The following is a 24,647-nucleotide window of genomic DNA, read 5'->3' on the forward strand; positions in this document are numbered from 1 at the left end:
GCTTCTGAAGGAGGGTTCACGTGGCACGCATGCCGGTGCGGTGGTGGCGGGCAATGCCCGCCCTCGCTTCCCGGCGCGTGCCCGTGATCACCTTCGCGGAGGATGCGATCGCCGATCGGGCCGCCCGGATGGCGCGGTTCGCGGCCGGCGCCCGCCAGGTCATCGCACGAGTAGTCGCGGCTGGCGTTCTGCTGGCCGCGGGATGGCTGCTCGCCGTTCTCTTCGGACTGCTCTTCGCCGCTCCGGCGGCCGCGGATTCCACCGCGGCGACAGGGACGGCCACAGCAGCCGGCACCTCTCACACCGTCGCCGGGTCCATCACGGACGGTTTCCCCACGGCTGACGGAAGGCTCTCGGCGTCGGACAACGTCGAGATGATCGGAAAGGTCTCGGCGTGGGACAACGCCGAGGCGATCGGAAAGGTCTCGGCGTCGGACAATGCCGAGGCGATGGCGGGGCGGACGGTCGACGGGCTCAACAGCCAGTCCGATCCCGGCCTGCCGCCTGCTTCTCCTGCGACCGACATCCTGGACACCAATGGTCTGGTGCCCAGCGGCGGTGGCAGCGGCCCGTTCGGGCCAAGCACGGGAGATATCGCGCGGTCCTTCTTCGACCCGCGTATCGAGGCTCGGCGCGCCCCCTTGGCGTCCGTGCTTCCTCCGGTCGTCCGCACAGCGGCGGATGACCCTTCTTTCTCACCTGACTGACCCCCGCCACAGGTTCCGATGAGTACGGCGGCGGAGCGCGGCTAGATCCCCTCCGCCAGCGGGTGACATGTCAGTCATCTTGGTTCGCGATTCCCCGAGGTCTCCGCTGTGCGCGGCGCACTGCGACCTCGCATGCCCTCGGCTGCCCGCGAACCGTCAGGTATCCCCCTATGAACCAAGTAGGAGCATTCATCATGCGTACGTGGGCGAAGGCTTCGGCCCCCGCGGCTCTTCTAGCTGTAGCCGTCATGTCCTTCGGCAGCGGCACCGCGCTGGCCGACACCTCCGGCGACTCTTCCGTCGGCGGTGGCAACCAGGTCAACCTGCCGGTCTCGCTGCCGATCGACATCAGCGGTAACTCCGCCGCCGTGCTGGGCAAGTCCGAGGCGAGTTCCCAGGGCGGCGCCACCGTCGTCAACACCGGCAAGGGCGGCACCTCCGACAGGACCTCCGGCGACGGGAGCGTCCTCGGCGGCAACCAGGTCAACGCGCCGATCAACGCGCCGATCAACGCCTGTGGCAACGCCCTGGCCGTGCTCGGCAAGTCGGAGGCGGGCTGCAAGGGCGGCGCCTCGGTCAAGAACACCGGCAAGGCCGGCAGCTCCAACAAGACCTCCGGCAAGGGAAGCATCCTCGGCGGCAACCAGGTCAACGCGCCGATCAACGCGCCGATCAACGCCTGCGGCAACGCCCTGTCCCTGATCGGCAAGTCTGAGGCGGGCTGCAAGGGCGGCGCCTCGGTCAAGAACGCCGGCAAGGGCGGGGCCGGGGGCAACCACACCTCTGGCCAGGGCTCCGTGCTCGGCGGCAACCAGATCATCGCGCCGGTCAGCGCCCCGATCAACATCTGCGGCAACGCGGTGGCCGTGATCGGCAAGGCGTTCGCGGGCTGCAAGGGCGGCGCCACGGTCAAGAACGGCGGGCACACCCACTACCGGGGCGGTCACGGCTCGACGGGCAACGACACCGACGGGCGCTTCGGGGTCGGCAGCGGCAACCAGGTCATCGCACCGATCAACCTGCCCATCGTGGCCTGCGGCAACGCCGTCGGCAACGCGCACGCCGGCTGCAAGGGCGGCGCCTCGGTCAAGAACACCGGCAAGGGCGGCCCCGGCGGCAACACCACGTCCGGCAAGGGCTCCGTGCTCGGCGGCAACCAGGTGATCGCGCCGATCACCGCGCCGGTCAACGTCTGCGGCAACGCGGTGGCCGTGATCGGCAAGGCGTTCGCCGGCTGCAAGGGCGGCGCCTCGGTCAAGAACGGTGGCAGGGGCGGCGCCGGGGGCAACCACACCTCGGGTAAGGGCTCTGTGCTCGGCGGCAACCAGGTGGTCGCGCCGATCACCGCGCCGGTCAACGTCTGCGGCAACGCCGTGGCCGTGCTCGGGCTGTCCGGGGCCCGCTGCAAGGGCGGCGCATCGGTGGTCAAGAACGGTGGTTCGGGCGCGGGTGGCAACACCACGTCCGGCAAGGGCTCCGTGCTCGGCGGCAACCAGGCGATCGCGCCGATCACCGCGCCGGTCAACGTCTGCGGCAACGCCGTGGCGGTGCTCGGCGACGCCGCGGCCGGGTGCCTCGGTGGCTCGAGTGTCGGCAAGCCGGGACACGAGGGCTACCACCCCTACGGACACTACAGCTCCCACCAGGCCGCCGACTCCAAGCCCGCTGGCGTGCTTCCCGCGCTTCCCCCGGTCCCGGTCCTGGGCAGCCTGCGGGGCGTGGGGAACATCACTCCGATGCGTGGCGGCGGCTCGCCCGAGCTGCCGGTCGTCGGCGACATGCCCCTGGTCGGTGACCTGCACGAGCTGTTCGGCCTGCCCGAGCTGCCCGGTCTGCCCGGCCGGCCCGCCACCCCCGTCAGGCACGTCACCCCGGCCAAGCACATCAAGAACGGCAAGGCTCCGGTCACCCACGCCGCCCGCGCCGAGGACACGCAGTCGCCGCTGGCCCCGGCCACCGCGCTGATCGCCGGCACCCCTGTCGGTGGTGCGGTGAAGCTCGCGACCAGCAGCCTGCCCACCGGCGACCTGGGGCTGATGAGCGCGGCTCAGCCCGCAGGCGTCACCGGGATGACCACCGGCTCGCTGTTCGCGCTGGTCCTGGGCGCGATGTTCGCCGCCTCGGCCACGCTGTTCGCGGCCACCCGCCGCTTCCGGCTCGGCCGGAAGTAAGGACAAGAACGTCTACCGCTCACAGCCGGTGAGCGCGTAGCGAAAGACGCTTTGCCCGTTCCGGGGGCGCGGCCCGGGGCGGGCAAAGCCATGTCTGATCACAGGGTGCTACGGACGCGCATGACCTTGCGGCGCAACCGTACATGACGGCTTCCGTCAGGATGCAGGCGCACGCGCGAGAGCTCCCACTTACCGTACTCCGCGTGTTCGGTGAGCAGCTGACGTGCTGCTTCGCGGGACAGATCGCGCGGAATGAAGATATCCATGTAGGAGTAGTCGAGCACAACGATTAGTCTCCAGGGTGAGTCAGGGCGCGATGCCGCTCGATGGGGCTTATTCTGCGTGCTTGTGGGTGCGTCCGGAAGCTAGTGGGTAGTCCCGGGGGAAGGAAAATTCCGCGAGTCGGGTTACCTTTCAGATCAGTGCCGGCTCCCGGCAGGGGGAATTGCAAGCGAACAGTGAGGTAGGAAGCAGCGTGCCAGCCAACAACGGCAGCACCGGTGGAACCCGCCGTCTGGTGATCGTCGAGTCGCCCGCCAAGGCGAAGACGATCAGGGACTACCTCGGTGCCGGCTACATGGTCGAGTCCAGCATTGGCCACATCCGCGATCTGCCGGAGCGAGCCGATGACATCCCCGAGAAGTACAAGGGGGAGCCATGGGCGCGCCTCGGGGTCAATGTCGAGCATGAGTTCGAGCCGCTGTACGTCGTCAACCCCGACAAGAGGTCGCAGGTCAGCAAGCTGAAGCAGCTGCTGAAGGATGCCGACGAACTCTACCTGGCCACTGACGAGGACCGCGAGGGCGAAGCCATCGCATGGCATCTGCGCGAGGTGCTCAAGCCCAAGGTGCCGGTGCACCGCATGGTCTTCCACGAGATCACCCCACAGGCCATCCGGGACGCGGTGGCCAATCCGCGCGACCTGAACCTGCGCCTCGTCGACGCCCAGGAGACCAGGCGCATCCTCGACCGGCTCTATGGCTACGAGGTCAGCCCGGTCCTGTGGAAGAAGGTCAAGCCGCGGCTGTCGGCGGGCCGGGTGCAGTCGGTGGCGACCAGGCTGGTGGTGGAGCGCGAGCGGGAGCGCATGGCGTTCACGTCCGCCCATTACTGGGACCTGCAGGCGCTGTTCGACACGGGCAAGGCCGAGGAGCGTCCGCGTGACTTCACCGCGACGCTGACCTCGGTCGACGGCAAGCGGGTCGCCCAGGGGCGCGACTTCGCCCCCACCGGCCTGCTGAAGACGAACGACGTGCTCCACCTGTCGGAGGCCGCCGCCGGTGAGCTGGCCGGCCGGCTCCAGGGTTCGTCGTTCGCGGTCAAGTCCGTCGAGCGCAAGCCGTACACCCGTAAGCCGTACGCTCCCTTCCGGACGACCACTTTGCAGCAGGAGGCGAGCCGCAAACTGGGCTTCTCCGCCAAGTACACGATGCAGGTGGCGCAGCGGCTCTACGAAAACGGCTTCATCACCTACATGCGTACCGACAGCATCACGCTGTCGGAGACGGCGGTGGCGGCCGCGCGCTCCCAGGCGATCAAGCTGTACGGCTCTGCGTACGTTCCCGACAAGCCGCGTGTTTACACCAGCAAGGTCAAGAGCGCGCAGGAGGCGCACGAGGCGATCCGGCCTTCCGGGGAGGAGTTCCGCACTCCCGGTGAGACCGGGCTGAACGGTGACCAGTTCCGCCTGTACGAGCTGATCTGGCAGCGGACCGTCTCGTCCCAGATGAAGGACGCGGTCGGCGAGTCCGTCACGGTCAAGGTGCGCGGCGCGTCGGCCACTGGCGAGGACGTCGAGTTCAGCGCCTCGGGCCGGACGATCACGTTCTACGGCTTCCTCAAGGCGTACGTCGAGGGTGCCGACGATCCCTCGACCGACCGCGACGACTCCGAGAAGCGGCTGCCGAACCTGACCGAGGGCGACGCGCTGAGCGTCTCGCGGCTCGACGTGGCCGGTCACTCGACCAAGCCGCCCGCCCGCTACACCGAGGCTTCGCTGGTCAAGGAGATGGAGGATCGGGAGATCGGGCGTCCTTCGACGTACGCCTCGATCATCGGCACGATCCTCGACCGTGGCTACGTGTTCAAGAAGGGCACCGCGCTGGTGCCGTCCTTCCTGGCGTTCGCCGTGGTCAACCTGCTGGAGCAGCATTTCGGCAACCTGGTCGACTACGACTTCACCGCCGAGATGGAGAAGGTGCTCGACGACATCGCCAACGACCGGGCGGAGCGGGTGCCGGAGCTGCAGCGCTTCTACTACGGCGAGGACGGCGACGAGGGCCTGAAGGAGATGGTCACCGACCTCGGCGACATCGACGCCAAGGAGATCAGCTCCTTCCCGATCAAGGGCACCGACATCGTCATCAGGGTCGGGCGATATGGCCCATACCTTGACAGGGGCGGCGCTCGGGTGAACGTGCCCGAGGACATGACGCCCGACGAACTGACCGCCGAGAAGGCGGAGGAGCTCTTCTCGCGGCCCACCGGCGACCGCGAGATGGGGACCGACCCGGTGACCGGGCACATGATCGTCGCCAAGGACGGGCGATTCGGCCCGTACGTCACCGAGATCCTGCCCACGCAGGAGGAGGAGACCCCGAAGCGGCGCACCAAGAAGGCCGACGCGGCGAAGCCGCGGACGAGCTCGCTGTTCAAGTCGATGTCGCTCGACACCGTGACGCTCGAGGACGCGCTCAAGCTGCTGTCGATCCCCCGGGTCGTCGGCGAGCTGGAGGGCGAGGAGGTCGTCGCGTACAACGGGAAGTTCGGCCCCTACCTGAAGAAGGCCACCGAAACGCGGTCGCTGGCCGCGGAGGAAGACCTGTTCACGATCACGATCGAGCAGGCCAAGGAGCTGTTCTCCCAGCCCAAGCCGCGGGGCAGGGGCCGGGCGGCGGCCGCGCCGCCGCTGCGGGAGCTGGGTGAGGACCCCAACTCCAAGAAGCCCGTCGTGGTCAAGGAGGGGCGATTCGGTCCCTACGTGACCGATGGCGAGACGAACGCGTCGCTGCGCAAGGGCGACACGGTCGAGGAGATCACGATCGAGCGGGCGGCGGAGCTGCTGGCCGAGCGGCGTGAGCGGGCCCCGGCGCCGAAGAAGACGACGACCCGGAAGGCGCCGGCCAAGAAGGCACCCGCGAAGAAGCCGGCGGCCAAGTCGTAAGTAGCATTGCCGCGTGGTGGTCTTGGTCTTCGTGGGCCTGGTGTTCGTGGCGCATCTCTATCTGTGGCATCGGATGGTGCGCTCGACCACTCGGCGCGGGCGGGTGCGCACCGGCCTGACCTGGGGGTTGGTGGGGCTCCTTGCGCTGGTCGTCGTGACGTTCGCGGGGATGCGGCTGGAGATGTTCCAGTGGCTGGCGTGGCCGGGCTATCTCTGGATCGCGATCATGTTCTATCTGGTGATCGCTCTGGTCCTGCTGGAGATTCCTCGGTTGGTGGCGTGGTCAGCGCTGGTCCGGGGGCGGGTGGCCGTGTCGTCGCTGTCGCCGCCGTCGCCGGTTGAGGTGGTGCGGCCGGTGACGGTGCCCGCCTCGGACATTTCGGATATTTCGGGTTTTGGGCAGGTTTCGGGAGTGGAGTCGTCGCCGGGCGGCGACGCGATGAGCAGGCGGCTCTTCCTCGGACGGACCACCGCCGCCGTCGCGGGTGTGGGCGCGCTCGGCACGGTCGGGTACGGCATCAGCGCCGCGCTGGGTGATCCGGTGATCGAACCGGTCAAGGTCACGCTGGCGGGGCTCGACTCCAGGCTGAGCGGCCTGCGGTTCGCCGTGGTCAGCGACATCCACCTGGGACCGCTCACGGGCAAGGCGCACACCGAGCGCATCGTGCGGATGATCAACGGTCTGCGGGCCGACGTGGTGGCGATCGTCGGCGACCTGGTCGATGGCTCGGTGGCCGAGCTGGGCCCGCTGGCCAGGCCGCTGCAGAGCCTCGAATCCCGCTATGGCGCCTATTTCGTGACAGGTAATCACGAGTACTACACCAGAAACGGCCCTGGTGAGTGGATCGAGGAGCTGGACCGGCTCGGCGTTCGCTCGCTGCGGAACGAACGGGTGGAGATCCGGCACCAGGGCGGCGTGCTCGACCTGGCCGGGGTGAACGACCTCAACGGCGCCACCGCGAACGATGGGCCCGACTTCGACAGGGCGCTCGGCGGTCGCGATACGAGCCGCTCCACGGTCCTGCTGGCCCACCAGCCGGTTCAGGTCTCGCAGGCCGCGCGTTATGGCGTGGACCTGCAGTTGTCGGGGCACACGCATGGCGGGCAGCTGGCGCCGTTCAACCTCGTGGTGCCGCTGCAGCAGCCGGTCGTGTCGGGGCTGGCGACGGTTGACGGGGTGCAGGTGTACGTCACGCGCGGTGCCGGGTTCTGGGGACCGCCGGTCCGGGTGGGCGCGCCGCCCGAGATCACGCTGCTGGAGCTGCGCGCCTGACTTTGTGGCGGCCCGAGCTTGCGGGCGACTTTGCGGGCGCGGCGCCCGAGACCCGCGCTGCTTCCACCGTGCTCCCGAGTTCCGCGGTGTTTGAAGTGGGCTGCTGACTTTCCGCGATCCGCTGGTCACTCAAGCCGCCAAGGGGATAGTATCCAAGCGGATACGTTGGAGGTGGGATGATCTCTTCCCCGGTGGAGGGGGCGTTCGGCGACCTGCTGCCTGAGCAGGGCGCGATGCCCGAGGGGCCGACGCCCGACGTCACGTTCTGGGCGGAGCGCGGCGGCCTGCTGCTCAAACAGGCCAGACACGCGGCCAACATGAACCAGAAGGCGCTGGCCGGCATGAGCGGCACGTCGCGGACGACGCTGTCGGCCTACGAGCACGGCCGGAAGTCGCCCACGCTCGAAACGGCCGGGCGCATCCTCGACGCCGCCGGGTTCCGGCTGGTGCTGGAGGCCAAGGTCGAGTTCGCCACCTGCCAGGGGGCCGATGGCCGGCCGTTCCACGTGCCCAATCGGTTGCCGCGCCTGCCGGCGTTGCGGGCCCTGGCTACCGTCCGCCTTGGCGACAGGGTCTATGACCTGGCCGATCGCGGGGATCGCCGGGACGCCTACGTCATGCTGTTGCGGGAAGGGAGTCAGCGGGAGCTGCTCGAGCATCTCGACGGGCTGCTGCTGGTGGAGCTCTGGGACGAGCTGGTGCTGCCTGAGCCCGTACGGGCCGGCTGGCAGCCGTTGGTGGAGCTCGCCCGGCCGTACAAAAGGGACTAGCGAGACAAGAGGGATCTGTCTGGTGTTTTCGGGGGGCCTATTCGAGCTGTGTATCATGCGCGACGGCCCGTATACGTAATACTCTCAGCGACGAGCAGCCGGGTATATCCGGCTCGTCTCCTGTCTTCCCATTTCCGGCGAGCACCTGGATACGCTGACATTATGACCGCCCGTGGCCGACGCCAACCGACACATGTGCTGGCTAACGCATCTTTCCGCCGGCTTTGGACGGCGATGTCGGTGTGCAGCCTCGGCGACTGGCTGAACATCCTGGCACTGACCGCCCTGGCAGGAAATCTGACCCAGGGCGACTACCGCACGCAGTCGCTGGCCGTCGGTGGTGTCTTCATCGCGAAGATGCTGCCCGCCGTCCTGCTCGGACCCCTCGCGGGAGCGTTCGCCGACCGCTTCGACCGGCGGGTGACGATGTTCACCTCCGACCTGGCCCGGTTCGCCGTGGTGCTGTCGATTCCGCTGGTCGGCAGCTATCAATGGATCATCGTCGCGACGATCCTGGTCGAGTGCGTCAACCTGTTCTGGGTCCCGGCCAAGGACGCCACGGTCCCCAACCTGGTGCCGAAGGAGCAGCTCGAATCGGCCAACCAGCTCAACCTGCTGGTCACCTACGGCAGCGCGCCGGTCGCCGCGATCCTGTTCACGGCGCTGTCCTTGGTGGGCGACGTACTGAAGAGCGCCGTGCCGTTCCTGTCCGGCATGGACCCCACCGGGCCGGCACTGATCGTCAACGCCTGCGCGTACCTGGTGTCCGCGTTCCTGATCTTCACGCTGCGCGGCATCCCCAAGCGTGACGGCGCCATCTCCACCCCGTCGGTGCTCAAGCAGATCGTCGAGGGCTGGCGGTTCGTGGGCGCCAACCGGCTGGTGCGCGGTCTGATCATCGGCATGCTGGGGGCGTTCGCGGCGGGCGGCGCGGTCGTGGGCGTCGCGAAGATCTACGTGGGCGCGCTCGGCGGTGGCGACGCGGCCTACGGCGTGGTGTTCGCCGCGGTCTTCGTCGGCATGGCGCTGGGCATGTTCTTCGGCCTGCGGCTGCTGCGCGAGCTGTCGCGGCGCCGGTTGTTCGGTCTGGCGATCACCGTGGCGGGCGTGGTGCTGGTCGCGATCGCGATCATCCACAACCTGGTGATCGTGGTCATGCTGACCGTGCTGCTCGGGGCGTGCGCGGGCATCGCGTGGATCATCGGCTACACGCTCATCGGCCTCGAGGTCGAGGACTCGATGCGGGGGCGGACGTTCTCGTTCCTGCAGTCGACCGCGCGGGTCACGCTGCTGTTCGTGGTGGCGGTGGCCAACCCGCTGGCCGCGCTCGTCGGCGCGCACCCGCTGAGTCTGGGCGACGTGGTCTACCGGTTCGACGGCACCAATCTGGTGCTGGTGGTCGGTGGCGTGCTCGCGACGGTCGTCGGCCTGCTGGCGCTGCGCCACATGGACGACAGGAAGGGCGTCTCGCTCTCCGAGGACCTGATCGCGGCGGTGCGCGGCGAGCGGCCGAAGTCGGAGACGGCGGAGCAGGTGCCGGGGCTGTTCGTGGCGTTCGAGGGTGGTGAGGGGTCGGGTAAGACGACCCAGTCGCGACTGCTCGCCATCTGGCTGCGCGATCAGGGCTTCGACGTCGTACAGACCCGTGAGCCCGGCTCGACCAAGGTCGGCATGCGGCTGCGCGCGATCCTCCTCGACGCGGCCGAACGCGGGCTCTCGGCGCGCGCCGAAGCGCTGCTGTACGCCGCCGACCGGGCCGAACACGTCGAGAAGGTCATCAGACCGGCCCTCTACCGGGGCTCGCTGGTGATCTCCGACCGCTACGTGGACTCGTCGCTGGCCTACCAGGGAGCGGGACGGGCGCTCGACCCCGAGGACGTCTCCAAGGTCAACGCCTGGGCCACGGGTGGACTGGTCCCGCATCTCACGGTGCTGATCGACACGCCGCCCCAGGTGGGGCTGACCAGACTGGGCGGCGCGGCGGACCGGATCGAGGCCGAGCCGCTGGAGTTCCACGAGCGGGTGCGCAAGGAGTTCCGGGCGCTGGCCGCCGCCGATCCCGACCGCTACCTGGTGGTCGACGGGATGCTGCCGCCCGAGCAGATCACCCGGCTGATCCAGGACCGGGTGCACGAGCTCCTGCCCGATCCGGTCCCCCAGGAGTCCGAGGACATCACGGGCACGATGCCCGCCATCCGCGACTAGCCTTGTCGGGTGAGCGTCTTCGATGACCTCGTCGGTCAGGACCAGGCGGTGGCCGTGCTGTCCCGCGCGGCCGTGGCGGCAGGCGACGCCGTGCGGGGTGGTCGCGGCGCGGGCATGACGCATGCCTGGCTGTTCACCGGCCCGCCCGGGTCGGGCCGGGAGGAGACCGCGCGGGCGTTCGCGGCGGCGCTGCTCTGCCTGGACGGCGGCTGCGGTCACTGCGACCAGTGCCACCAGGTGCTGATCGGTTCACACCCCGACCTCGAGACGGTACGCCCCCAGGGCCTGTCCTACAGCGTCAAGCAGACGCGCGAGCTCATCCTGAGGGCGGCGGGCGCGCCCACGCAGGGCCGCTGGCGGGTCATCCTGTTCGAGGACGCCGACCGGGCCACGGAGTCGGCTGCGAACGCCCTGCTCAAGGCCATCGAGGAGCCGCCTCCACGTACGGTCTGGCTGCTGTGCGCGCCCGCCGCCGACGACATGATGATCACCATCCGATCGCGCTGCCGGGTGATCACCCTTGCCACCCCCGCCACGGAGGCGGTCGCCCACGTGCTGGCCACCCGCGACAGCGTGCCCTGGGAGACCGCCCGCTTCGCCGCCCGCGCCTCTCAGGGGCACATCAGCCGGGCCAGGGCGCTGGCCCTGGACGAGAACGTACGTCGGCGCCGGGAGGCCGTCCTGGCCATCCCTCGCTCGCTGTCCGGGGTCGGCGATTGCGTCTCGGCCGCCGAACGCCTGGTCAAAACGGCCGAAGAAGAGGCCGCGGCGGCGACGGCCGCGCTCAACGAGACCGAGACCACCGAACTGCGCAAGATCTACGGCGAGGGCTCCACGGGCAAGGGCCTCAATCGTGGGTTGGTGCGGGGCGGCGCGGGAGCGTTGAAGGAGCTGGAGGACCGGCAGAAGTCGCGGGCCACGCGCATCAAACGCGACTCGCTCGACGCGGCGCTGCTGGAGCTGGTGTCGTTCTATCGGGACGTCCTGGCCATGCAGTTCGCCGCCGGGGTGGAGCTGGCCAACGACGACATCCGCTTCGAGCTCGACCAGCTGGCCAAGCTGTCGACTCCGGAGGAGACGTTGCGGCGGATCGATGCGATCATGCGGTGTCGCGAACGCCTCGACGCCAACGTCAACCCGCAGATCGCGGTCGAGGCGATGATGCTCTCCCTCCGGTCCGCCGCGTAGCGGGCTGTCGGCTTGGTCCGGCTTATGGGCGACCAGTCGGCTCGGGCAAGCGGACGACGAAGCAGGCAGACGCACGTCACGGCATTCAGCCCCGTAGAACCGCAGGAGCGTGTCCCTGGACGGTGGCTAGTCCCGTAAGGGATGGGGTTCACCGGGTCGGCGGGGCCGACGAAGGAGGTCCCACGGCGGCGATCGCGCCCGGCCCTGTCGGCCGGAAAAGCGCGCTGTAGAGCGGCGGAAGTTCGTCGTGTGGCCAGAGCAGCAGATGGGGTTGCTGGGCGTCTCTGTTATGTGAAAGTCGAGCAGCTGTCCCCTGGAGGGGCTCTGATACAGAAACGCGTCGATGTCGCGGCGGTCTTCGCCGAGCATCATGTGGGTCTCGTCCGGCTGGCGCTGGTCATGGTCGGTGATCAGGCGACCGCCGAAGACGTCGTCCAGGAGGCGTTCGCCCGGACCCACGCGGGTCGGGGGAGGTTGCGAGATCCGGACAAGGCGCTGGCCTATGTGCGATCGGCGGTGTTCAACGGCTGCCGGTCGGTGATGCGGAGGCGGGCGACGGTCTTCCGCCGCGCCGTGCCGTACGAACCGCCTGTCTGGTCAGCGGAGAGCGCGGCCATGGTGAGCGAGGAGCGTCGCGAGGTGCTGCGCGCCCTGCGAGGGCTGCCGGGCCGGCAGCGCGAGGCGCTGACGCTGCGCTACTACCTCGACCTGTCCGATCAGGAGATCGCCGAGACCATGGGGATCAGCGGGAGCACCGCCAGGTCCACGATCGCGCGTGGGCTCGCCGCCCTCGGCCGCGCACTTGGGGAGGATTCATGAACAGTCCGATGGAAGACCGCCTGCGCGAGGCGCTGGCCGAGGCGGGGGCGACCGTTGACCCCAGCACGCTGAGCCCCCTGCAGCCGTCGGGGCGGCCTCGGGTGCGGGTCGACTTCCGGTTGCTGGCGGCGGTGGGGGCGGTGGTGCTCGCGGGGGCCGTGACCGCCGCCGTGCTCGTCTCTCCCGGTGACGAACAGCGGGCGGCGGTGGCCAACCCGCCTGCCGATCAGAAAGGCGAGACGGAGCTGTTCGTATTCCTGTGCTCCAAATCGGTGAAAAGCCCGGACTGCCCTGGGGGCAGCGTCACCGCGCAGCACACCGGGAGGATCCAGCAGGCTCTGCAAGCGGCACCGGGGGTGTTGGAGCTGACCTACGAGGATTCGGCGAGAGCCTATGAGAGCTTCCGCCGAGACTTCGCCGGCAACAAGACGCTGCTCGACGCGGTCGACGCGGCCGACATGCCGCCCTCGTTCCACGTCCAGCTGAGGCCGGGAGCCGATGTGAAGGCGCTGCAGGCCAAGTTGAAGTCCATAGGAGGCGTGTCCGGCACCTCTGAGCCGGAGACGGACAACCTGCTCGCGTCAGAGCGGGAGAACAACAATGCAGATATCTCAGTCTTTCTCTGCACGGAGGGGTCGGGCCAAGCGTCGTGCGGAGCCGTTGCCGCGCCCGGCTGGACGAAAGATGCCCCCAAGTTCACCAAATACGGCAAGGCCATCACGCCTGCACAGCAGGGTGACCTCGCCCGGGAGATCGCGAAGACACCCGGCGTCCAGTCGTCACACTTGGAGAGCCAGCAGGAGGCCTACGAGAATTTCAAGCGCGCCTATGTGAGTAACAAGGCCCTCCTTAAGGCCACCAAGCCATCGGACATGCCGAAGTCGTTCCGCCTTCAGCTGCGCCCGGATGCCGACTCGGGCGAGGTGATCGCTCAGCTGCAACACCTACCCGGCGTCGCCTCGGTCATCAACAGCAAGTGCGTGACTGAGCGGCTCACCCTCTATCAGCGCTATGGCCTCTTGTTGCCGGCGAGCAAGGTCTGCGGCTCCTAGCCGGGGTAGAGACTCTCACGCTGCGCGCGCCGACACACGTAATGTGGCAACCGAAGGCCGTAAGAACCCCCGAGGCCGTCAGGAGGCGAGCACGAGCCCATGGGAATGATCATGGCCGTGAGCTTCACCCGCTACGGGCGGCTCTACTACCTCGATCCCGGTGGCCACACTCCCAAGGTGGGCGACAAGGTACTGGTCCCGACCGACTCGGGTCCTGAGGTGGCGGAGTGCGTGTGGGCGCCGCAATATTCGAGTGAAGACATCGACGGAATGCCGGTGTGCGCGGGCATAGCGGGAGAGGAACACCTCTCCCGCGACGAGACAAACAAGCGCCGCAGGGCCGAGGCCCGCAGCGTGTCCAAGCGGTTGATCAAACGGCACGAGTTGCCGATGAAGGTGGTGGGCGTCGACTACCTCGACCAGGACAACGTCTACACGGTCTACTTCTCCGCCCCGCATCGGGTCGACTTCCGCGCGCTGGTCCGAGACCTGGCCCGCAACCTGCGGGCCCGGGTGGAGCTGCGGCAGATCGGCCCGCGTGACGAGGCGCGGTTACAGGGCGGCATCGGCCCATGCGGTCGCGACCTGTGCTGCGCCACGTTCCTCAAGGACTTCGAGCCGGTCTCCGTACGCATGGCCAAGGACCAGGACCTCCCGGTCAACCCCTTGCGCATCGCTGGCGCGTGCGGGCGGCTGATGTGCTGCCTCAAGTACGAGCATCCGCTCTATGTCGAAACCCGCAACCGGATGCCGCGTACGGGCAGCCGGGTGAGCACGCCGCAGGGAGAGGGGAGTGTCCTGGGGCATAACGTTCCGGCGGACACGGTGACGGTGCGTCTGGACGATGGTGGACGGCGCTGTGCGTGCCCTTCCGCCTCGGTGTGCTCGCCACGGCAGCAGCACGACAAGATGTACGGCGAGGAGGGCGGCGCGCCGTCTCCTGACGGATAGCGGCGGGGAGCGACAGGTAGCGGCGGATAGCCAGCGGGCATGAGGCGGGGAAGTTCACGGGCGGTGCTCGTGAACTCCGCGCCCGCCCGCCGCGCCTTTGTGCTCCTCGGCTGTACTCCTTGGCTGGGGCACGTTTTCGGGCACAGGGTCGGCGAGGCACGCCTGGCCCGTATGCAGTGCGGCGCCTGGCCCGTATGCGGCGCGGGTTGATGCCATCCGCAGGCGGGAGGGAGACGGGGCACGCGTAAGATTCGGAGCGTGTGGGTTCGGACACTGACCGTCGTCGCCGCGACTGTGTTGTTCGCCTCCGCCTGTGCCGGGACAGAGGCACCGGCGGATGGGCTGAGCTGGTCCGACTGTGGTGACGGGTTCGACTGCGCGAAGCTGTCGGTGCCGCTCGACTACGGTCAGCCGAACGGCGAGCACATCAAGATCAGTGTGGTCCGGCTGCCGGCCACCGGCGACCGAATCGGGTCTCTCGTGGTCAACCCAGGCGGTCCAGGAAGTTCCGGGGTCACGTATGCGCGAGCCGCCCGATCGATCGTGAGCGAGGAGGTGCGCGAACGGTTCGACATCGTAGGGTTCGATCCACGCGGTGTGGGTGAGTCGTCGCCCGTCGAGTGTCTGAGTGACTCGCGGCTCGACGCGTTCATCGCCCTGGACACCACTCCCGACACGCCGCAGGAACGGGCCGCGCTCGAGCAGGGCTCACGCGAGTTCGCGAAGGGCTGCCAGGCCGGGTCAGGCCGTTTGCTACCGCATGTTGGCACCGTTGACGCCGCGCGGGACATGGACGGGCTGCGCCAGGCACTTGGCGACCAGAAACTGACCTATCTCGGCAAGTCCTACGGCACCTTCCTGGGCGCTGTTTATGCGGATATGTTCCCCGGCAAAGTCCGAGCCCTCGTGCTCGACGGCGCTCTCGACCCGGCCATCTCCCGGCTGAAGCTCAACGCCGACCAGGCCATGGGGTTCGAACGCGCCCTCCGCGCCTACCTGGAGTCCTGCTTGGCCGAGGGCGACTGTCCGTTCCGCAGCCGTACCGTCGACGGCGCTCTGGCCGAGTTGACCGAGCTACTGCACCGTACAGACGCCCGTCCATTGCCGGCCGACGGGCGGCAGGCCGGCGAGTCACTCGCCACCCTCGGCGCCCTGACGCCGCTCTACGACCGTGGCTCCTGGCCTGAACTAACCGAAACGTTCCGCCAGGCCCTGAACGGCGACGGCAGATTGCTCCTCCGCAACGCCGACCAACTGATCGACAGACACGCCAACGGCGCCTACTCCAACCAGACCGAGGCCAACATGGCCATCAACTGCGTAGACGGCTTCTACCCCAAGGACGTCTCCGCCTATGCGGCCGCGGCGACGGAGGCGGAACGCCAGGCACCCAGGTTCGGCTCCTACCTCATGTGGAGCTCGCTCCCCTGCGCCTTCTGGCCCGCCAAGCCGACACTCACAAACCGCCCACTCACCGCCAACGGCGCCGCCCCGATCCTGGTCATCGGCACCGAACGCGACCCAGCCACCCCGTACGCGTGGGCGCAGGCCCTGGCGAGCGAACTGAACTCGGGTGTGTTCCTCGGCTATGACGGTGACGGTCACACGGCGTACTTCAACGGCTCGACATGCGTGGACGACACGGTGGACCGCTACCTGCTGACGGGCACACCACCAGAGGACGGAACAGTCTGTCCGGGCATCGGCTGATCGGGGGAGCAAGAACCCCTTGGGCTCCTGTAGACTCGTTCACGCTGTACGGCACGCCGCCTTAGCTCAGTCGGCCAGAGCACTTCACTCGTAATGAAGGGGTCTCGGGTTCGAATCCCGAAGGCGGCTCCCAGCTAGAGGGCCCCTCGCGGTGATCGCGAGGGGCCTTTTACATGGGCGTACGGCAGCGAAATACAGCTATCGAGCCCGACAATCTAGGCTGTCGCGAAGAGCATTCGTGTTGGCTGCCATCCGCCGGTTACGGACTGTGTCGTCGGAGTGCGGCAGGTCAGGAGATGCGGCGAGTTCACGTAGGTCAGGGGTCGCCTCCCACGACGCCAGCGTCAGGTTCACCAGGCTCAGCCCAGCGCCGTCAGCGAGTGCCGTGGCAACACCTGTGCGGCGTCGTGACCGGCTCCCGTCTGCGAGTGGGCGCTCACGTGGCACTTGCGCGGGGCACGATGTCTCCGGTCGAGGCTGTGACGATTCTCAATGGAGTTGTCAAGATGCCGGCGAACGCCTTGAAGAACGGGCCGAATGGCCGATTCGTCGTCAAAACCTGACATGCAAGGATGTCTTATGAGCAAGCTGACCGGACAGCAGATCGCAGACGAAGGGCTGGACGGGTCCTGCTCGGCGGCCTGCAGACCCGCATCCTCACCAAGAACTTCGCGGCCGGGCTCTCAGTCGTCAACGCCATCGGCGCGGCAGCCGAGCAGATGAGCCATCATCCCGACCTCGACCTGCGCTACACCCACGTAGACGTCCGATTGACCAGCCACGACGAGGGCGCGGTCACCAACCGCGATGTCCGGCTGGCTCGCGTCATCTCCTCCATCGCCGCCGACGCCGGGGCGCGGCTGGAGGCCTCGAACGTCTCCCGGCTCGAACTCGCCCTCGACACCCCGGCCGGAGAGTCGATTCCGCCGTTCTGGGCCGCGGTGCTGGCGATGGAGCATCTGTCCTGCCCCGACATCGGCGACGAACTCCGCGACCCGGCCGACGTTCTGCCGACCGTGTGGTTCCAGACGTCCGGCAGCGAGGAACCCCGCCAGCGCTGGCATCTCGACATATGGGTGGATCCCGCGCAGGTCCAGCCACGCATAGACGCGGCGCTCGCCGCCGGCGGCACACTGGTCAGCGACGCGGAGGCGCCGAGCTTCTGGGTGCTCGCCGACCCGGAAGGCAACCGGGCGTGCCTGTGTACCTGGCAGTCCCGTGGCTGATAGCTGTCTGCGGCCCCGCAGCAGAACAAGGGCGTCATGTGGTCGGTCGTATCCGGCTCCGCACTGAAGCTCTCCGCCGGTCGCGGCTCGTCACGCTCGCGTCCGGCGGCAACAGATGCGCAACGCTCATAAGAAGCTCAAGGTACGGCTTGCGCGGATTTCTCATCCTCATCCGGACCGCGTGCCGCCATCATTTTCGGGCGCACCAATGCTGAAGTACTTGCGAATAATGCAAGGGCGGGCCCGCGTCGAAGTCGGCGTCCGGCGGAGGGCGACTGTCCATATTCGTACGCCACTGCACAGAACCCTGAGCAGAACAGGGTATTCGACTGGGCTCGCCGAGTAACGCCTGACATCGCGCAAAAGGCGATCCACTACGTGGGGTCGCCGCCGCTTTGAAGGCCCGGCTCTCGTTCGTCCTCTCCAGGTGGCGTTCAACGAAGCGCTCGTGTAGGAGCCGGGGCCATCGGGTGCGGTGGCACAGGCCGGGGAGCGCGTCAATCGAAGAGGTCCTGACCATCGCGACCCGACGGGTCCATGCTGAGCAGGCTTTCGTGGAGCGATTGAACAGCGCGGCCGGTTAGTTCGCCCGTTGCTGTGGTCTCCATCAGCCGCCAGCCGGGGGAGTCGTCCGGTGCTTCGTCGTCCCGGCCGTGGGTGGTGAGGCGGTACAGCAGGCCAAAGATCGCGTCATAGGTCGTGCTGCGTACGAGCTGTGCAAGGTCGTCGCGGTATGCGCCATTGGAGAGCAGGCGGTTCGCCGCCGGAATCGTCTCCAACGAACCAGGAGCGGCCCAGACGTCGATCAGTTCTGGCCAGACGCTTCTCAACGCCAGGAAGCGAGCGAGTTGAGGGATGTTTTCGGTGATCTCCGAGACCGCCCGGCCTTCAGGGTCGTCGGCCCCGAGAGCTTCGAAACAGGTCCGCAGTGCGGCTACCGCGTCGCGATCCACTTCGTCCATCCCGACATCTCACTACAGCCTCCTGCAAAAGGCCCCGAGGATAATCCTCGCATTCATCTGGTGACGGACGGATCTGCGCCTTCAGAATGCCGTGTCGAAGGCTGAGGTCAGGGCCTGGCGCATGAGGGTGGGGAGGTCCTGCCGGCCGTCTCCTTCCGCCCAGCGGATAAGCGCGACATGGATGACCGCCAGACATGCGGCAGTCGTGCTGCGGATGCGGAATTCCAGCTCGGGGTCGGTGGTGCCGGCGCAGAGTGCGTCGACAACGGCGATCTCCGTGGCGTACTGGCTGTCCAGATGACGGGCCTGCAGGGCGGGTGTGGAGATCATCAGGTTGAGGCGGGCGAGCAGGAGGTCCCGGTCGGAGTTGACGGCCATGGCGGCGGTCTGCACCAGGGCCCGGCCGATCCGCTGACGTAGTGGCTCCTCCTGCTGCTGTCCCGCCAGCGCCGCCGCGGTCTCCTGGTCGAACTCGTCGTAGAGCACCAGGTCCTCTTTGGTGGCGAAGTGCCGGTACAGGGTCATCGCGGATACCCCGGCCGCCTGCGCGACGTCGTTGATCGTGGTCGCGTCATAGCCCCGTGCCATGAACAGGCGTACTGCGTGCGCCTGGAGCGTGCGCCGGGTCTCTGCCCGGCGGCGCTCACGCAGGCTTGCCGTCTCTCCTGTCACCTGATAGAACCTACCATGCTGATAGTTACTAACAAGTTTGCGGGGTACGCAATGGGACGGCTGGCAGAGAAGACGGCACTGGTGACTGGGGCCTCACGCGGGATCGGGCGGGCGGTCGCCGAACGTCTCGCCGCCGACGGGGCCCTCGTCGCCGTTCACTACGGAAAGGACGCGGCAGCGGCGCAGGAGACGGTCGAGCGGATCGAACGGGCCGGCGGGCGTGCGTTCCCGATCGGCGCGGACCTGGAGGACGCGGGGGCCGTCGACGCGTTGTTCGCCGAGTTGGCGGCCGGGCTGGCCGGACGGCGCCTGGACATCCTGGTCAACAACGCCGCGGCCGCCCCGGCCGGTCCGATCGAGACCGACACGGCCGAGCAGTTCGATCGGCTCTTCGCGGTGAACGTCAAGGCGCCGTACTTCATCATCCAGCGCGCGCTCCCGCTGCTGGCCGATGGCGGACGCATCATCAGCGTCTCCTCGGCCGTCACCCGGATCGCCAATCCCGCGCAGACCTCCTTCGCCATGACCAAGGGCGCGATAGAGACCATGAGCCGCACCCTCGCCCTGGCGCTGGGCGAGCGCGGCATCACCGTGAACGTCGTCGCGCCGGGTGCGACCATGACCGAGGCGAACACATCGCTGTTCCCCCCTGAGGCGGCGGCCTTCCTCGCGGGGCAGGCTGCGCTGGGGCGGGTCGGCCGGGCCGAGGACGTGGCCGACGTGGTGGCCCTTCTCGCCTCCGACGATGCCCGCTGGGTGACCGGGCAGGTGGTGGACGCCAGCGGTGGGCTCCACCTCGGGGCTCGGGTAGCGCTCGCCACCTCAGCTGTACGGGATGAGGCGTTGTCGTAGGGCGGTGCTGCCAAGACTGCTGAAGGGCCTGATTTGCGGCAGGAAGCCGGGGTGGCCTTGCTATTCGGGCAGCGAGCTATATGAGTTGCGTACGCATAGCGCCATCGCTGTACGCTCTGCCCTATCCCGCCGACCCCCAACGAACGGAAACCCTCCGTGGCGAAGCTGAACCAGATCCTCGCCGTAGAGAAGGGCGTGAAGGCCAGTACGCAGCGCGCGGTGTCCGACGCCTATCACGCCATTCAGAAGGCGCCGCTCCTGTCGGGCCTGTCGCGCACCTATCAGCCGATCGACGACGAGGGCGAGCAGTTGCCGCCCGAGTCGACGCGCGTCCAGGTGAAGACCGAGGCGATCATCGCCGACGTCGCGAAGGCGCTGACGCGGCTGTTCGACGTGACCGCGACCAAGGACTGGACCAACGCCACCGCCAAGGCGGACGTCGTGGTCGACGGCGAGACTCTCATTTCCGGCGCCCCGGTCACGTACCTGCTGTTCCTGGAGAAGCAGCTCGTCGACCTGCACACGTTCGTGTCGAAGTTGCCAACGCTCGACCCGGCCGAGACGTGGTCGTTCGACGACAACGCCGAGACATGGCGTACCGAACCGGTCAAGACGACCCGCACCAAGAAGGTTCCGCGCAACCACGTGCTCGCCGAGGCGACGGACAAGCACCCCGCCCAGGTGCAGGTGTTCACCGAGGACATCGTGGTCGGCTACTGGACGAAGACCGCCTTCTCCGGGGCCCTGCCGGCCAAGCGCGTGAACGAGCTGCTGTCCCGCGTGCAGAAGCTGCAGGACGCCGTCAAGTACGCCCGCGAAGAGGCCAACGCGACCGCCGTCGATGAGCAGGAGGTCGGCGACGCCGTGTTCGGGTATCTGTTCGCCTGACCCAAAGACTCCCCGTTGAGCGCGGGGTGCGCGCAAGCGCAAAGCTGAAGCTCAAGCTGAAGCTGACGAACGGCTCAAGTGGAGGTTCGAGTCCTCCCCGGGGTACGCGCCTCGGTAGCCCAAATGGTAGAGGCAGCCGATCAAACTCAGATTCTCGCTCTAGCCTCAGCATCGCCGTCGAGCGCCAGATCAACCGAGGATGGACTGTGATTGTTGAGATGCCGGTTCGAATCCGGCTCGGGGCTCTTCGTGCCCCGGTGGCTCAATGGCAGAGCGCACGTCGTCAGGACTGATCCGTTCTCTTAAACGCCGCTGGCGCCACATGTGGCGGCACACATCAGGCCCCCCGGCTTGGGTAGTCCGGGGGGCCGCTGCCATTCAAGGGCACGGTCGTCACGGCGCGCCTGACGGTCTCGCGGAGCAGGGTACGGCGCTGCTCATGCAGCTCCGGCGGCTCCTCGGCCGTCGCGGCGTAGACGTTGCTGACGGGCGACCACGCCATGGACATCGCGATGACCAGGGCCATCACGTCGAAGGGGTCACCCGGTCTCACGATGCCCGCGGCCTGCGCCTCGGCGATGGCGCGTAGCTTGTGGTCGTCGAGACGGTCGGCCTCCTCGACGAGGTGGCCGGCGGGACGTCGTTCCAGACGGGCCCAGGTGGCCAGCCGGATGAGGTCGGGGCGGCGGAGATATTCGTCGTAGAGGCGTACGGCCCAGTCCGCGAGGTCGGTGGCGTCGATCGGGACGACGTTCACGATCCGCTCCAGCGAATCGGCGAAGATGGCGTCGAACAGCCCTTCCTTGCTGCCGAAGTAGGCGTAGAGCTGCGCCTTGTTGGTGCGGGCGGCGGCCACGATCCGCTCGATGCGTGCCCCGGCGATCCCATATTCGGCGAACTCCTGAGTCGCCACGTCGAGCATGCGACTGCGGGTCGCCGCGCCACGGGAGGTCATGGGCTGATCGGCCATACCGTCCACTCTATCAAACAGAACAGTCGGTTTGTTTTGCGGTCGGTAGCCGGTTAGTCTGCGATAGACCGAACAGTCTGTTTGCGAAGGAGTCGGCGTACATGAGGAGCACGGTGGGATGGCAGACGGAGGGTTCCGCGACACTGCGGCGGGTCTCACTTGAACGGCGCGACCTGCGGCCCGACGACATCGCGGTACGCGTGGACTACTGCGGTGTCTGCCACTCCGATCTGCATGCCGTCAGCGCTCATCCTGGTGACACGAGCGTGCCCCTTGTGCCGGGCCACGAGTTCACGGGAGTGGTGACCGAGATTGGGCCCGAGGCCACCCGGTTCGGCGTCGGCGACCCGGTCGCGGTCGGGAACATCGTCGACTCATGTGGTGTGTGCGCCATGTGCCGGGCCGGCCAGGAGAACTTCTGCCACGAGTTCCCGACCCTGACCTACGGCGGCACCGACCGCCGCGACGGGTCGACCACACTGGGCGGCTACTCCCGCGAATACGTCGTCCGCGATCATTTCGCCTACCCCCTCCCCGCCGGCCTCGACCCCGCCGCCGCGGCCCCTCTGCTCTGCGCCGGGGTCACCGTCTGGGAGCCGCTGCGCACACTCGGCGTGGGACCGGGTACCCGCGTCGCCGTGGCGGGGCTTGGTGGCCTGGGCCATCTCGCGGTCAAACTCGCCGTGGCGCTCGGCGCCGACACCACGGTCATCAGCCGGTCGGCGGACAAAATCGACGACGCCCGTCGCCTGGGCGCCCACGACCTCATCGACTCCACGGATACGGGACAGATGGCCGCGAACCGGGACCGGTTCGACGTCGTCATCGACACCATTTCCGCCCCCCACGACCTCGGCCCGTACCTGCGGCTGGTTGCCTTGGACGGGACACTCAGCCACCTCGGACACCTCGGACCGGTCACCGTGCAGACCACCGATCTGCTCGTCGGACGGAAGAGGCTCAGCTCCGCGGGCAGCGGCGGGCGGCCCGCGACCGCCGCCATACTGGCGTTCTGCGCCGAGCGCGGTATCACCGCCGACATCGAGCTGCTTCCCTCGGCGCGCGTGAACGAAGCCCTCAGCCGTCTCCAGCGCAACGACGTCCGCTACCGGTTCGTGCTCGACATGTCTGACCTGTCCTGAACGAACGAGCAGGATGTGTTCATACTTGCTGCGCGGTCTCGACAGTGAGTGTGTAATCGACGGCCGTGTGGAAAGCGCCGGAGGACCCGCGAATGCTCAGTGTGTGATGGCCGGGCGGTAGTGGCTGGAAGCGCGCCCAGATGCCACAAGCGTAGAACGTGGTCGTACCCCCATGCCGGTCGCAGGATTGTCCGCCACGCTGGTCACGTGAACGACGGCGTCTTCCATCCGTTCCGGGGTGACCGGCTTGCCGTCAAGGGTGGCCTTGCCTTTGGCGGCGGCCATGAACTTCTTGCATCCGGCCCTGGTGGAAGCCAGATTCACCAGCGGGGCCAGCATGGGCCGCCCCGCAGGGACCCGGCAGGTCCGCTGCGCGGTGCCGCCGAAGGTCCCGGCGAGGAACCAGATGTCCTTTGGCTGATTCCGGTCGCAGAACTTCCCGGTCGGGTCCGATACAGGGTTAGTGCTCTCCTTTTCGGAGGACGCCCATGTCCACCAGCGTCCTTGGACCGGCTCGGGCGTTCCACAGGCGGAGAGGAGGCCGAGGAGTAATAGAAGTGGTAAAACCGATCTAGGGGGCATTTGAGAATCATTGCGTACACCGACTCGCACTGAAATGGCGGTTTCTGGCTCTGGGACGTCCGTCAAGGCCAGATGACGTCGTCCAGGAAGGTTTCGACTGCCGTCGTCACCTGACCAAGGACCTCGGCGGACTTGTGCAGCGGGCCGGGCAGCATCATGCCGTGGTCGGCGCCGCTGACCTCGAGCACGTACGGGGTCAGCTCTCGCGCCAGAGTGCTGTCCCAGAAGTCGTCCGCGGTGCCACCGATGAGCAGGAACGGTTCGATTCCCCTTCGGCCATGGCCGGAATATACCTACAAGCCTTCAGCGGACTTCAGGGCTGGTTTGCAGCGCACCGCCGCGGCGTCCCCGCGCAGAGTGCACCACCCGGCCGCGTACGGGAGGAGCAGCGTGTCTCCGGCCTTGACCGGGACCGGCGGGGCATGTTCGCTCGTGAGGATCCCGGCGCCATCGGTGACCGCGATGATCGAGTACGCCGGCTCCAGCACGCTGACGGGATCGGGACGCAGCCTCTCGGCGGCGAAGAACTCGTCGGCGAACTCGGCGAAGAGGCGGCGGACCCCGGGCCGGACGTCATCCGCCGGTTGGCGGGCGCGGCGTAGCTCGTTCAGCCGGTCCGCGCCCCAGCCGCTCCTGTCGACGCAGCCGAGCGCCTGGTCGTACCCGAGCCCCAGGTGCCCGACGGCGGGGCCGTCGACGGCGAAGCCCTCCCATTCGAGCAGCACGGAGAAGTCGGTCGGCTCCTGTACCTCCACCATGAGGGTCCCGGCTCCGATGGCGTGCGGCAGACCCGCGGGGCACACGATGGCGTCGCCGGCCCGCACCGGCACGCGGTTCGTGGCGTCGAGCATTTGATCGATTCGCTGGTCCGCGACCCAACGGGCGAGTTCGTCCGGCTCGACGTCCCTGGCGAAGCCGAGATGCACCGCCGCCTCCGGCTCGGCCGAGACGATCACCCATGCCTCGGTCTTCCCGTACGGCGAGGCCAGGTGGTCGGCGGCGAATCGCCGATCGGGGTGCACGTGCAGCGGTAGCCGTTCCCCCGCGTCCAGCAATTTCACCAGGATCGCGGGGTCGGCGCCGTGTTCCGCGACGTGTTGTTCGCCCAGCCACCACACGGGATCGCCGGCGATGGCCTCGGCTAGTGTCCGGCCGTCGGGCAGCGTGGTCAGTCCCGCGGGCGCCGCTCCGTGCCGGCTGGTGGTCGAGGCGACCCAATCCTCCGGGTAGTAGGGATCATCGGCGGACGGAATCCCGCGGAACCGGCCGATGCGCCCGGCACCCCGGTAGAACGAGCGCGGAGTGTTCGCGGGGAGAAGGAAGCTGGGCATGCATGTGCTCCGA

Annotated in this window: 22 protein-coding genes and 2 tRNA genes; 17 read left to right on the top strand and 7 right to left on the bottom strand. The window is 68.1% G+C overall.

Annotation, left to right across the window (positions count from 1 at the left end):
- The first annotated feature begins 29 nt into the window (after nucleotides 1-29).
- Nucleotides 30-707, top strand: a complete 678-nt coding sequence (locus AB0C30_RS02245; RefSeq protein ID WP_357939741.1) for a hypothetical protein — start codon at nucleotides 30-32, stop codon at nucleotides 705-707.
- Nucleotides 708-955: 248 nt separating this feature from the next.
- Nucleotides 956-2,878, top strand: coding sequence for a chaplin family protein (locus tag AB0C30_RS02250; RefSeq protein WP_357938671.1), 1,923 nt, complete (start codon nucleotides 956-958; stop codon nucleotides 2,876-2,878).
- 98 nt (nucleotides 2,879-2,976) lie between these two features.
- Here AB0C30_RS02250 and AB0C30_RS02255 read toward each other — a convergent pair whose 3' ends face one another.
- Nucleotides 2,977-3,162, bottom strand: coding sequence for a DUF5703 family protein (locus AB0C30_RS02255; RefSeq protein ID WP_357938673.1), 186 nt, complete (start codon nucleotides 3,160-3,162; stop codon nucleotides 2,977-2,979).
- A gap of 191 nt (nucleotides 3,163-3,353) precedes the next feature.
- On the opposite strand from AB0C30_RS02255, the gene topA reads away from it, so the two are divergent.
- From topA to AB0C30_RS02310, 11 genes are all read left to right on the top strand, one after another.
- Entirely contained in the window at nucleotides 3,354-6,041 is a 2,688-nt protein-coding gene (topA, locus tag AB0C30_RS02260; protein ID WP_357938675.1) for a type I DNA topoisomerase, read from the top strand.
- Between the two features lie 13 nt (nucleotides 6,042-6,054).
- Nucleotides 6,055-7,314, top strand: coding sequence for a metallophosphoesterase (locus AB0C30_RS02265; protein WP_357938677.1), 1,260 nt, complete (start codon nucleotides 6,055-6,057; stop codon nucleotides 7,312-7,314).
- Between the two features lie 176 nt (nucleotides 7,315-7,490).
- The gene (locus AB0C30_RS02270; RefSeq protein WP_357938679.1) at nucleotides 7,491-8,084 is read left to right on the top strand and encodes a helix-turn-helix transcriptional regulator; all 594 of its coding nucleotides are present in this window, start codon (nucleotides 7,491-7,493) and stop codon (nucleotides 8,082-8,084) included.
- A 162-nt stretch (nucleotides 8,085-8,246) separates the two neighbouring features.
- Nucleotides 8,247-10,289, top strand: a complete 2,043-nt coding sequence (tmk, locus tag AB0C30_RS02275) for a dTMP kinase (RefSeq protein WP_357938681.1) — start codon at nucleotides 8,247-8,249, stop codon at nucleotides 10,287-10,289.
- 9 nt (nucleotides 10,290-10,298) lie between these two features.
- Nucleotides 10,299-11,477: a DNA polymerase III subunit delta' gene (locus tag AB0C30_RS02280; RefSeq protein WP_357938683.1), complete on the top strand. Its 1,179-nt coding sequence runs from the start codon at nucleotides 10,299-10,301 to the stop codon at nucleotides 11,475-11,477.
- Between the two features lie 291 nt (nucleotides 11,478-11,768).
- Entirely contained in the window at nucleotides 11,769-12,296 is a 528-nt protein-coding gene (locus tag AB0C30_RS02285; protein WP_357938685.1) for a SigE family RNA polymerase sigma factor, read from the top strand.
- Nucleotides 12,293-13,348, top strand: a complete 1,056-nt coding sequence (locus AB0C30_RS02290) for a permease-like cell division protein FtsX (RefSeq protein ID WP_357938687.1) — start codon at nucleotides 12,293-12,295, stop codon at nucleotides 13,346-13,348. The genes AB0C30_RS02285 and AB0C30_RS02290 overlap by 4 nt, the downstream gene beginning before the upstream one ends.
- A 105-nt stretch (nucleotides 13,349-13,453) precedes the next feature.
- On the top strand, nucleotides 13,454-14,299 hold the full coding sequence (ricT, locus tag AB0C30_RS02295) for a regulatory iron-sulfur-containing complex subunit RicT (RefSeq protein ID WP_357939743.1): 846 nt from the start codon (nucleotides 13,454-13,456) through the stop codon (nucleotides 14,297-14,299).
- 258 nt (nucleotides 14,300-14,557) lie between these two features.
- On the top strand, nucleotides 14,558-16,009 hold the full coding sequence (locus AB0C30_RS02300) for an alpha/beta hydrolase (protein WP_357938689.1): 1,452 nt from the start codon (nucleotides 14,558-14,560) through the stop codon (nucleotides 16,007-16,009).
- Between the two features lie 55 nt (nucleotides 16,010-16,064).
- Nucleotides 16,065-16,138 (top strand) — tRNA-Thr (locus AB0C30_RS02305).
- A 443-nt stretch (nucleotides 16,139-16,581) separates the two neighbouring features.
- Nucleotides 16,582-17,235, top strand: coding sequence for a 4a-hydroxytetrahydrobiopterin dehydratase (locus AB0C30_RS02310; protein WP_357938691.1), 654 nt, complete (start codon nucleotides 16,582-16,584; stop codon nucleotides 17,233-17,235).
- A 497-nt stretch (nucleotides 17,236-17,732) separates the two neighbouring features.
- On the opposite strand, the gene AB0C30_RS02315 is transcribed toward AB0C30_RS02310, so the two are convergent.
- Together AB0C30_RS02315 and AB0C30_RS02320 are read right to left on the bottom strand one after the other, a co-directional pair.
- Nucleotides 17,733-18,197 (bottom strand): hypothetical protein, encoded by a 465-nt coding sequence (locus AB0C30_RS02315; protein WP_357938693.1) that lies wholly within the window; start codon nucleotides 18,195-18,197, stop codon nucleotides 17,733-17,735.
- An 81-nt stretch (nucleotides 18,198-18,278) separates the two neighbouring features.
- The gene (locus AB0C30_RS02320) at nucleotides 18,279-18,869 is read right to left on the bottom strand and encodes a TetR family transcriptional regulator (protein WP_357938695.1); all 591 of its coding nucleotides are present in this window, start codon (nucleotides 18,867-18,869) and stop codon (nucleotides 18,279-18,281) included.
- An 81-nt stretch (nucleotides 18,870-18,950) separates the two neighbouring features.
- On the opposite strand from AB0C30_RS02320, the gene AB0C30_RS02325 reads away from it, so the two are divergent.
- The 3 genes from AB0C30_RS02325 to AB0C30_RS02335 all read left to right on the top strand — a co-directional run bounded on the left by AB0C30_RS02325 (nucleotide 18,951) and on the right by AB0C30_RS02335 (nucleotide 20,854).
- Nucleotides 18,951-19,721, top strand: coding sequence for an SDR family oxidoreductase (locus AB0C30_RS02325; protein ID WP_357938697.1), 771 nt, complete (start codon nucleotides 18,951-18,953; stop codon nucleotides 19,719-19,721).
- Between the two features lie 156 nt (nucleotides 19,722-19,877).
- The gene (locus tag AB0C30_RS02330) at nucleotides 19,878-20,609 is read left to right on the top strand and encodes a hypothetical protein (RefSeq protein ID WP_357938699.1); all 732 of its coding nucleotides are present in this window, start codon (nucleotides 19,878-19,880) and stop codon (nucleotides 20,607-20,609) included.
- Nucleotides 20,610-20,717: 108 nt separating this feature from the next.
- Nucleotides 20,718-20,854 (top strand) — tRNA-OTHER (locus tag AB0C30_RS02335).
- A 92-nt stretch (nucleotides 20,855-20,946) separates the two neighbouring features.
- Here AB0C30_RS02335 and AB0C30_RS02340 read toward each other — a convergent pair.
- Nucleotides 20,947-21,579, bottom strand: a complete 633-nt coding sequence (locus tag AB0C30_RS02340) for a TetR family transcriptional regulator (RefSeq protein WP_357938701.1) — start codon at nucleotides 21,577-21,579, stop codon at nucleotides 20,947-20,949.
- A 101-nt stretch (nucleotides 21,580-21,680) separates the two neighbouring features.
- Here AB0C30_RS02340 and AB0C30_RS02345 point away from each other — a divergent pair, with 101 nt between their 5' ends.
- A complete protein-coding gene (locus AB0C30_RS02345) occupies nucleotides 21,681-22,721 on the top strand; it encodes an NAD(P)-dependent alcohol dehydrogenase (protein ID WP_357938703.1) in 1,041 nt (346 codons plus the stop codon).
- Nucleotides 22,722-22,817: 96 nt separating this feature from the next.
- Here the strand turns inward: AB0C30_RS02345 and AB0C30_RS02350 are convergent, their stop codons facing one another.
- The 3 genes from AB0C30_RS02350 to AB0C30_RS02360 form a co-directional block, all read right to left on the bottom strand.
- The gene (locus AB0C30_RS02350) at nucleotides 22,818-23,060 is read right to left on the bottom strand and encodes a hypothetical protein (protein WP_357938705.1); all 243 of its coding nucleotides are present in this window, start codon (nucleotides 23,058-23,060) and stop codon (nucleotides 22,818-22,820) included.
- 305 nt (nucleotides 23,061-23,365) lie between these two features.
- Nucleotides 23,366-23,491, bottom strand: a complete 126-nt coding sequence (locus AB0C30_RS02355) for a hypothetical protein (protein WP_357938707.1) — start codon at nucleotides 23,489-23,491, stop codon at nucleotides 23,366-23,368.
- 105 nt (nucleotides 23,492-23,596) lie between these two features.
- Nucleotides 23,597-24,634, bottom strand: coding sequence for a class I mannose-6-phosphate isomerase (locus AB0C30_RS02360; protein ID WP_357938709.1), 1,038 nt, complete (start codon nucleotides 24,632-24,634; stop codon nucleotides 23,597-23,599).
- Nucleotides 24,635-24,647: the final 13 nt, after the last annotated feature.

The sequence above is a fragment of the Nonomuraea sp. NPDC048901 genome (assembly GCF_040649695.1).
Classification (GTDB): domain Bacteria; phylum Actinomycetota; class Actinomycetes; order Streptosporangiales; family Streptosporangiaceae; genus Nonomuraea.

Excerpts from the sequence above, each read along its gene's own strand:
- AB0C30_RS02245 (WP_357939741.1), top strand. The coding sequence starts at position 30 with ATGCCGGTGCGGTGGTGGCGGGCAATGCCCGCCCTCGCTTCCCGGCGC.
- AB0C30_RS02250 (WP_357938671.1), top strand. The coding sequence starts at position 956 with ATGTCCTTCGGCAGCGGCACCGCGCTGGCCGACACCTCCGGCGACTCT.
- AB0C30_RS02270 (WP_357938679.1), top strand. The coding sequence starts at position 7,491 with ATGATCTCTTCCCCGGTGGAGGGGGCGTTCGGCGACCTGCTGCCTGAG.
- tmk (WP_357938681.1), top strand. The coding sequence starts at position 8,247 with ATGACCGCCCGTGGCCGACGCCAACCGACACATGTGCTGGCTAACGCA.
- AB0C30_RS02290 (WP_357938687.1), top strand. The coding sequence starts at position 12,293 with ATGAACAGTCCGATGGAAGACCGCCTGCGCGAGGCGCTGGCCGAGGCG.
- ricT (WP_357939743.1), top strand. The coding sequence starts at position 13,454 with ATGATCATGGCCGTGAGCTTCACCCGCTACGGGCGGCTCTACTACCTC.
- AB0C30_RS02310 (WP_357938691.1), top strand. The coding sequence starts at position 16,582 with ATGTCTTATGAGCAAGCTGACCGGACAGCAGATCGCAGACGAAGGGCT.
- AB0C30_RS02315 (WP_357938693.1), bottom strand. The coding sequence starts at position 18,197 with ATGGACGAAGTGGATCGCGACGCGGTAGCCGCACTGCGGACCTGTTTC.
- AB0C30_RS02340 (WP_357938701.1), bottom strand. The coding sequence starts at position 21,579 with ATGGCCGATCAGCCCATGACCTCCCGTGGCGCGGCGACCCGCAGTCGC.
- AB0C30_RS02345 (WP_357938703.1), top strand. The coding sequence starts at position 21,681 with ATGAGGAGCACGGTGGGATGGCAGACGGAGGGTTCCGCGACACTGCGG.
- AB0C30_RS02350 (WP_357938705.1), bottom strand. The coding sequence starts at position 23,060 with ATGCTGGCCCCGCTGGTGAATCTGGCTTCCACCAGGGCCGGATGCAAG.
- AB0C30_RS02360 (WP_357938709.1), bottom strand. The coding sequence starts at position 24,634 with ATGCCCAGCTTCCTTCTCCCCGCGAACACTCCGCGCTCGTTCTACCGG.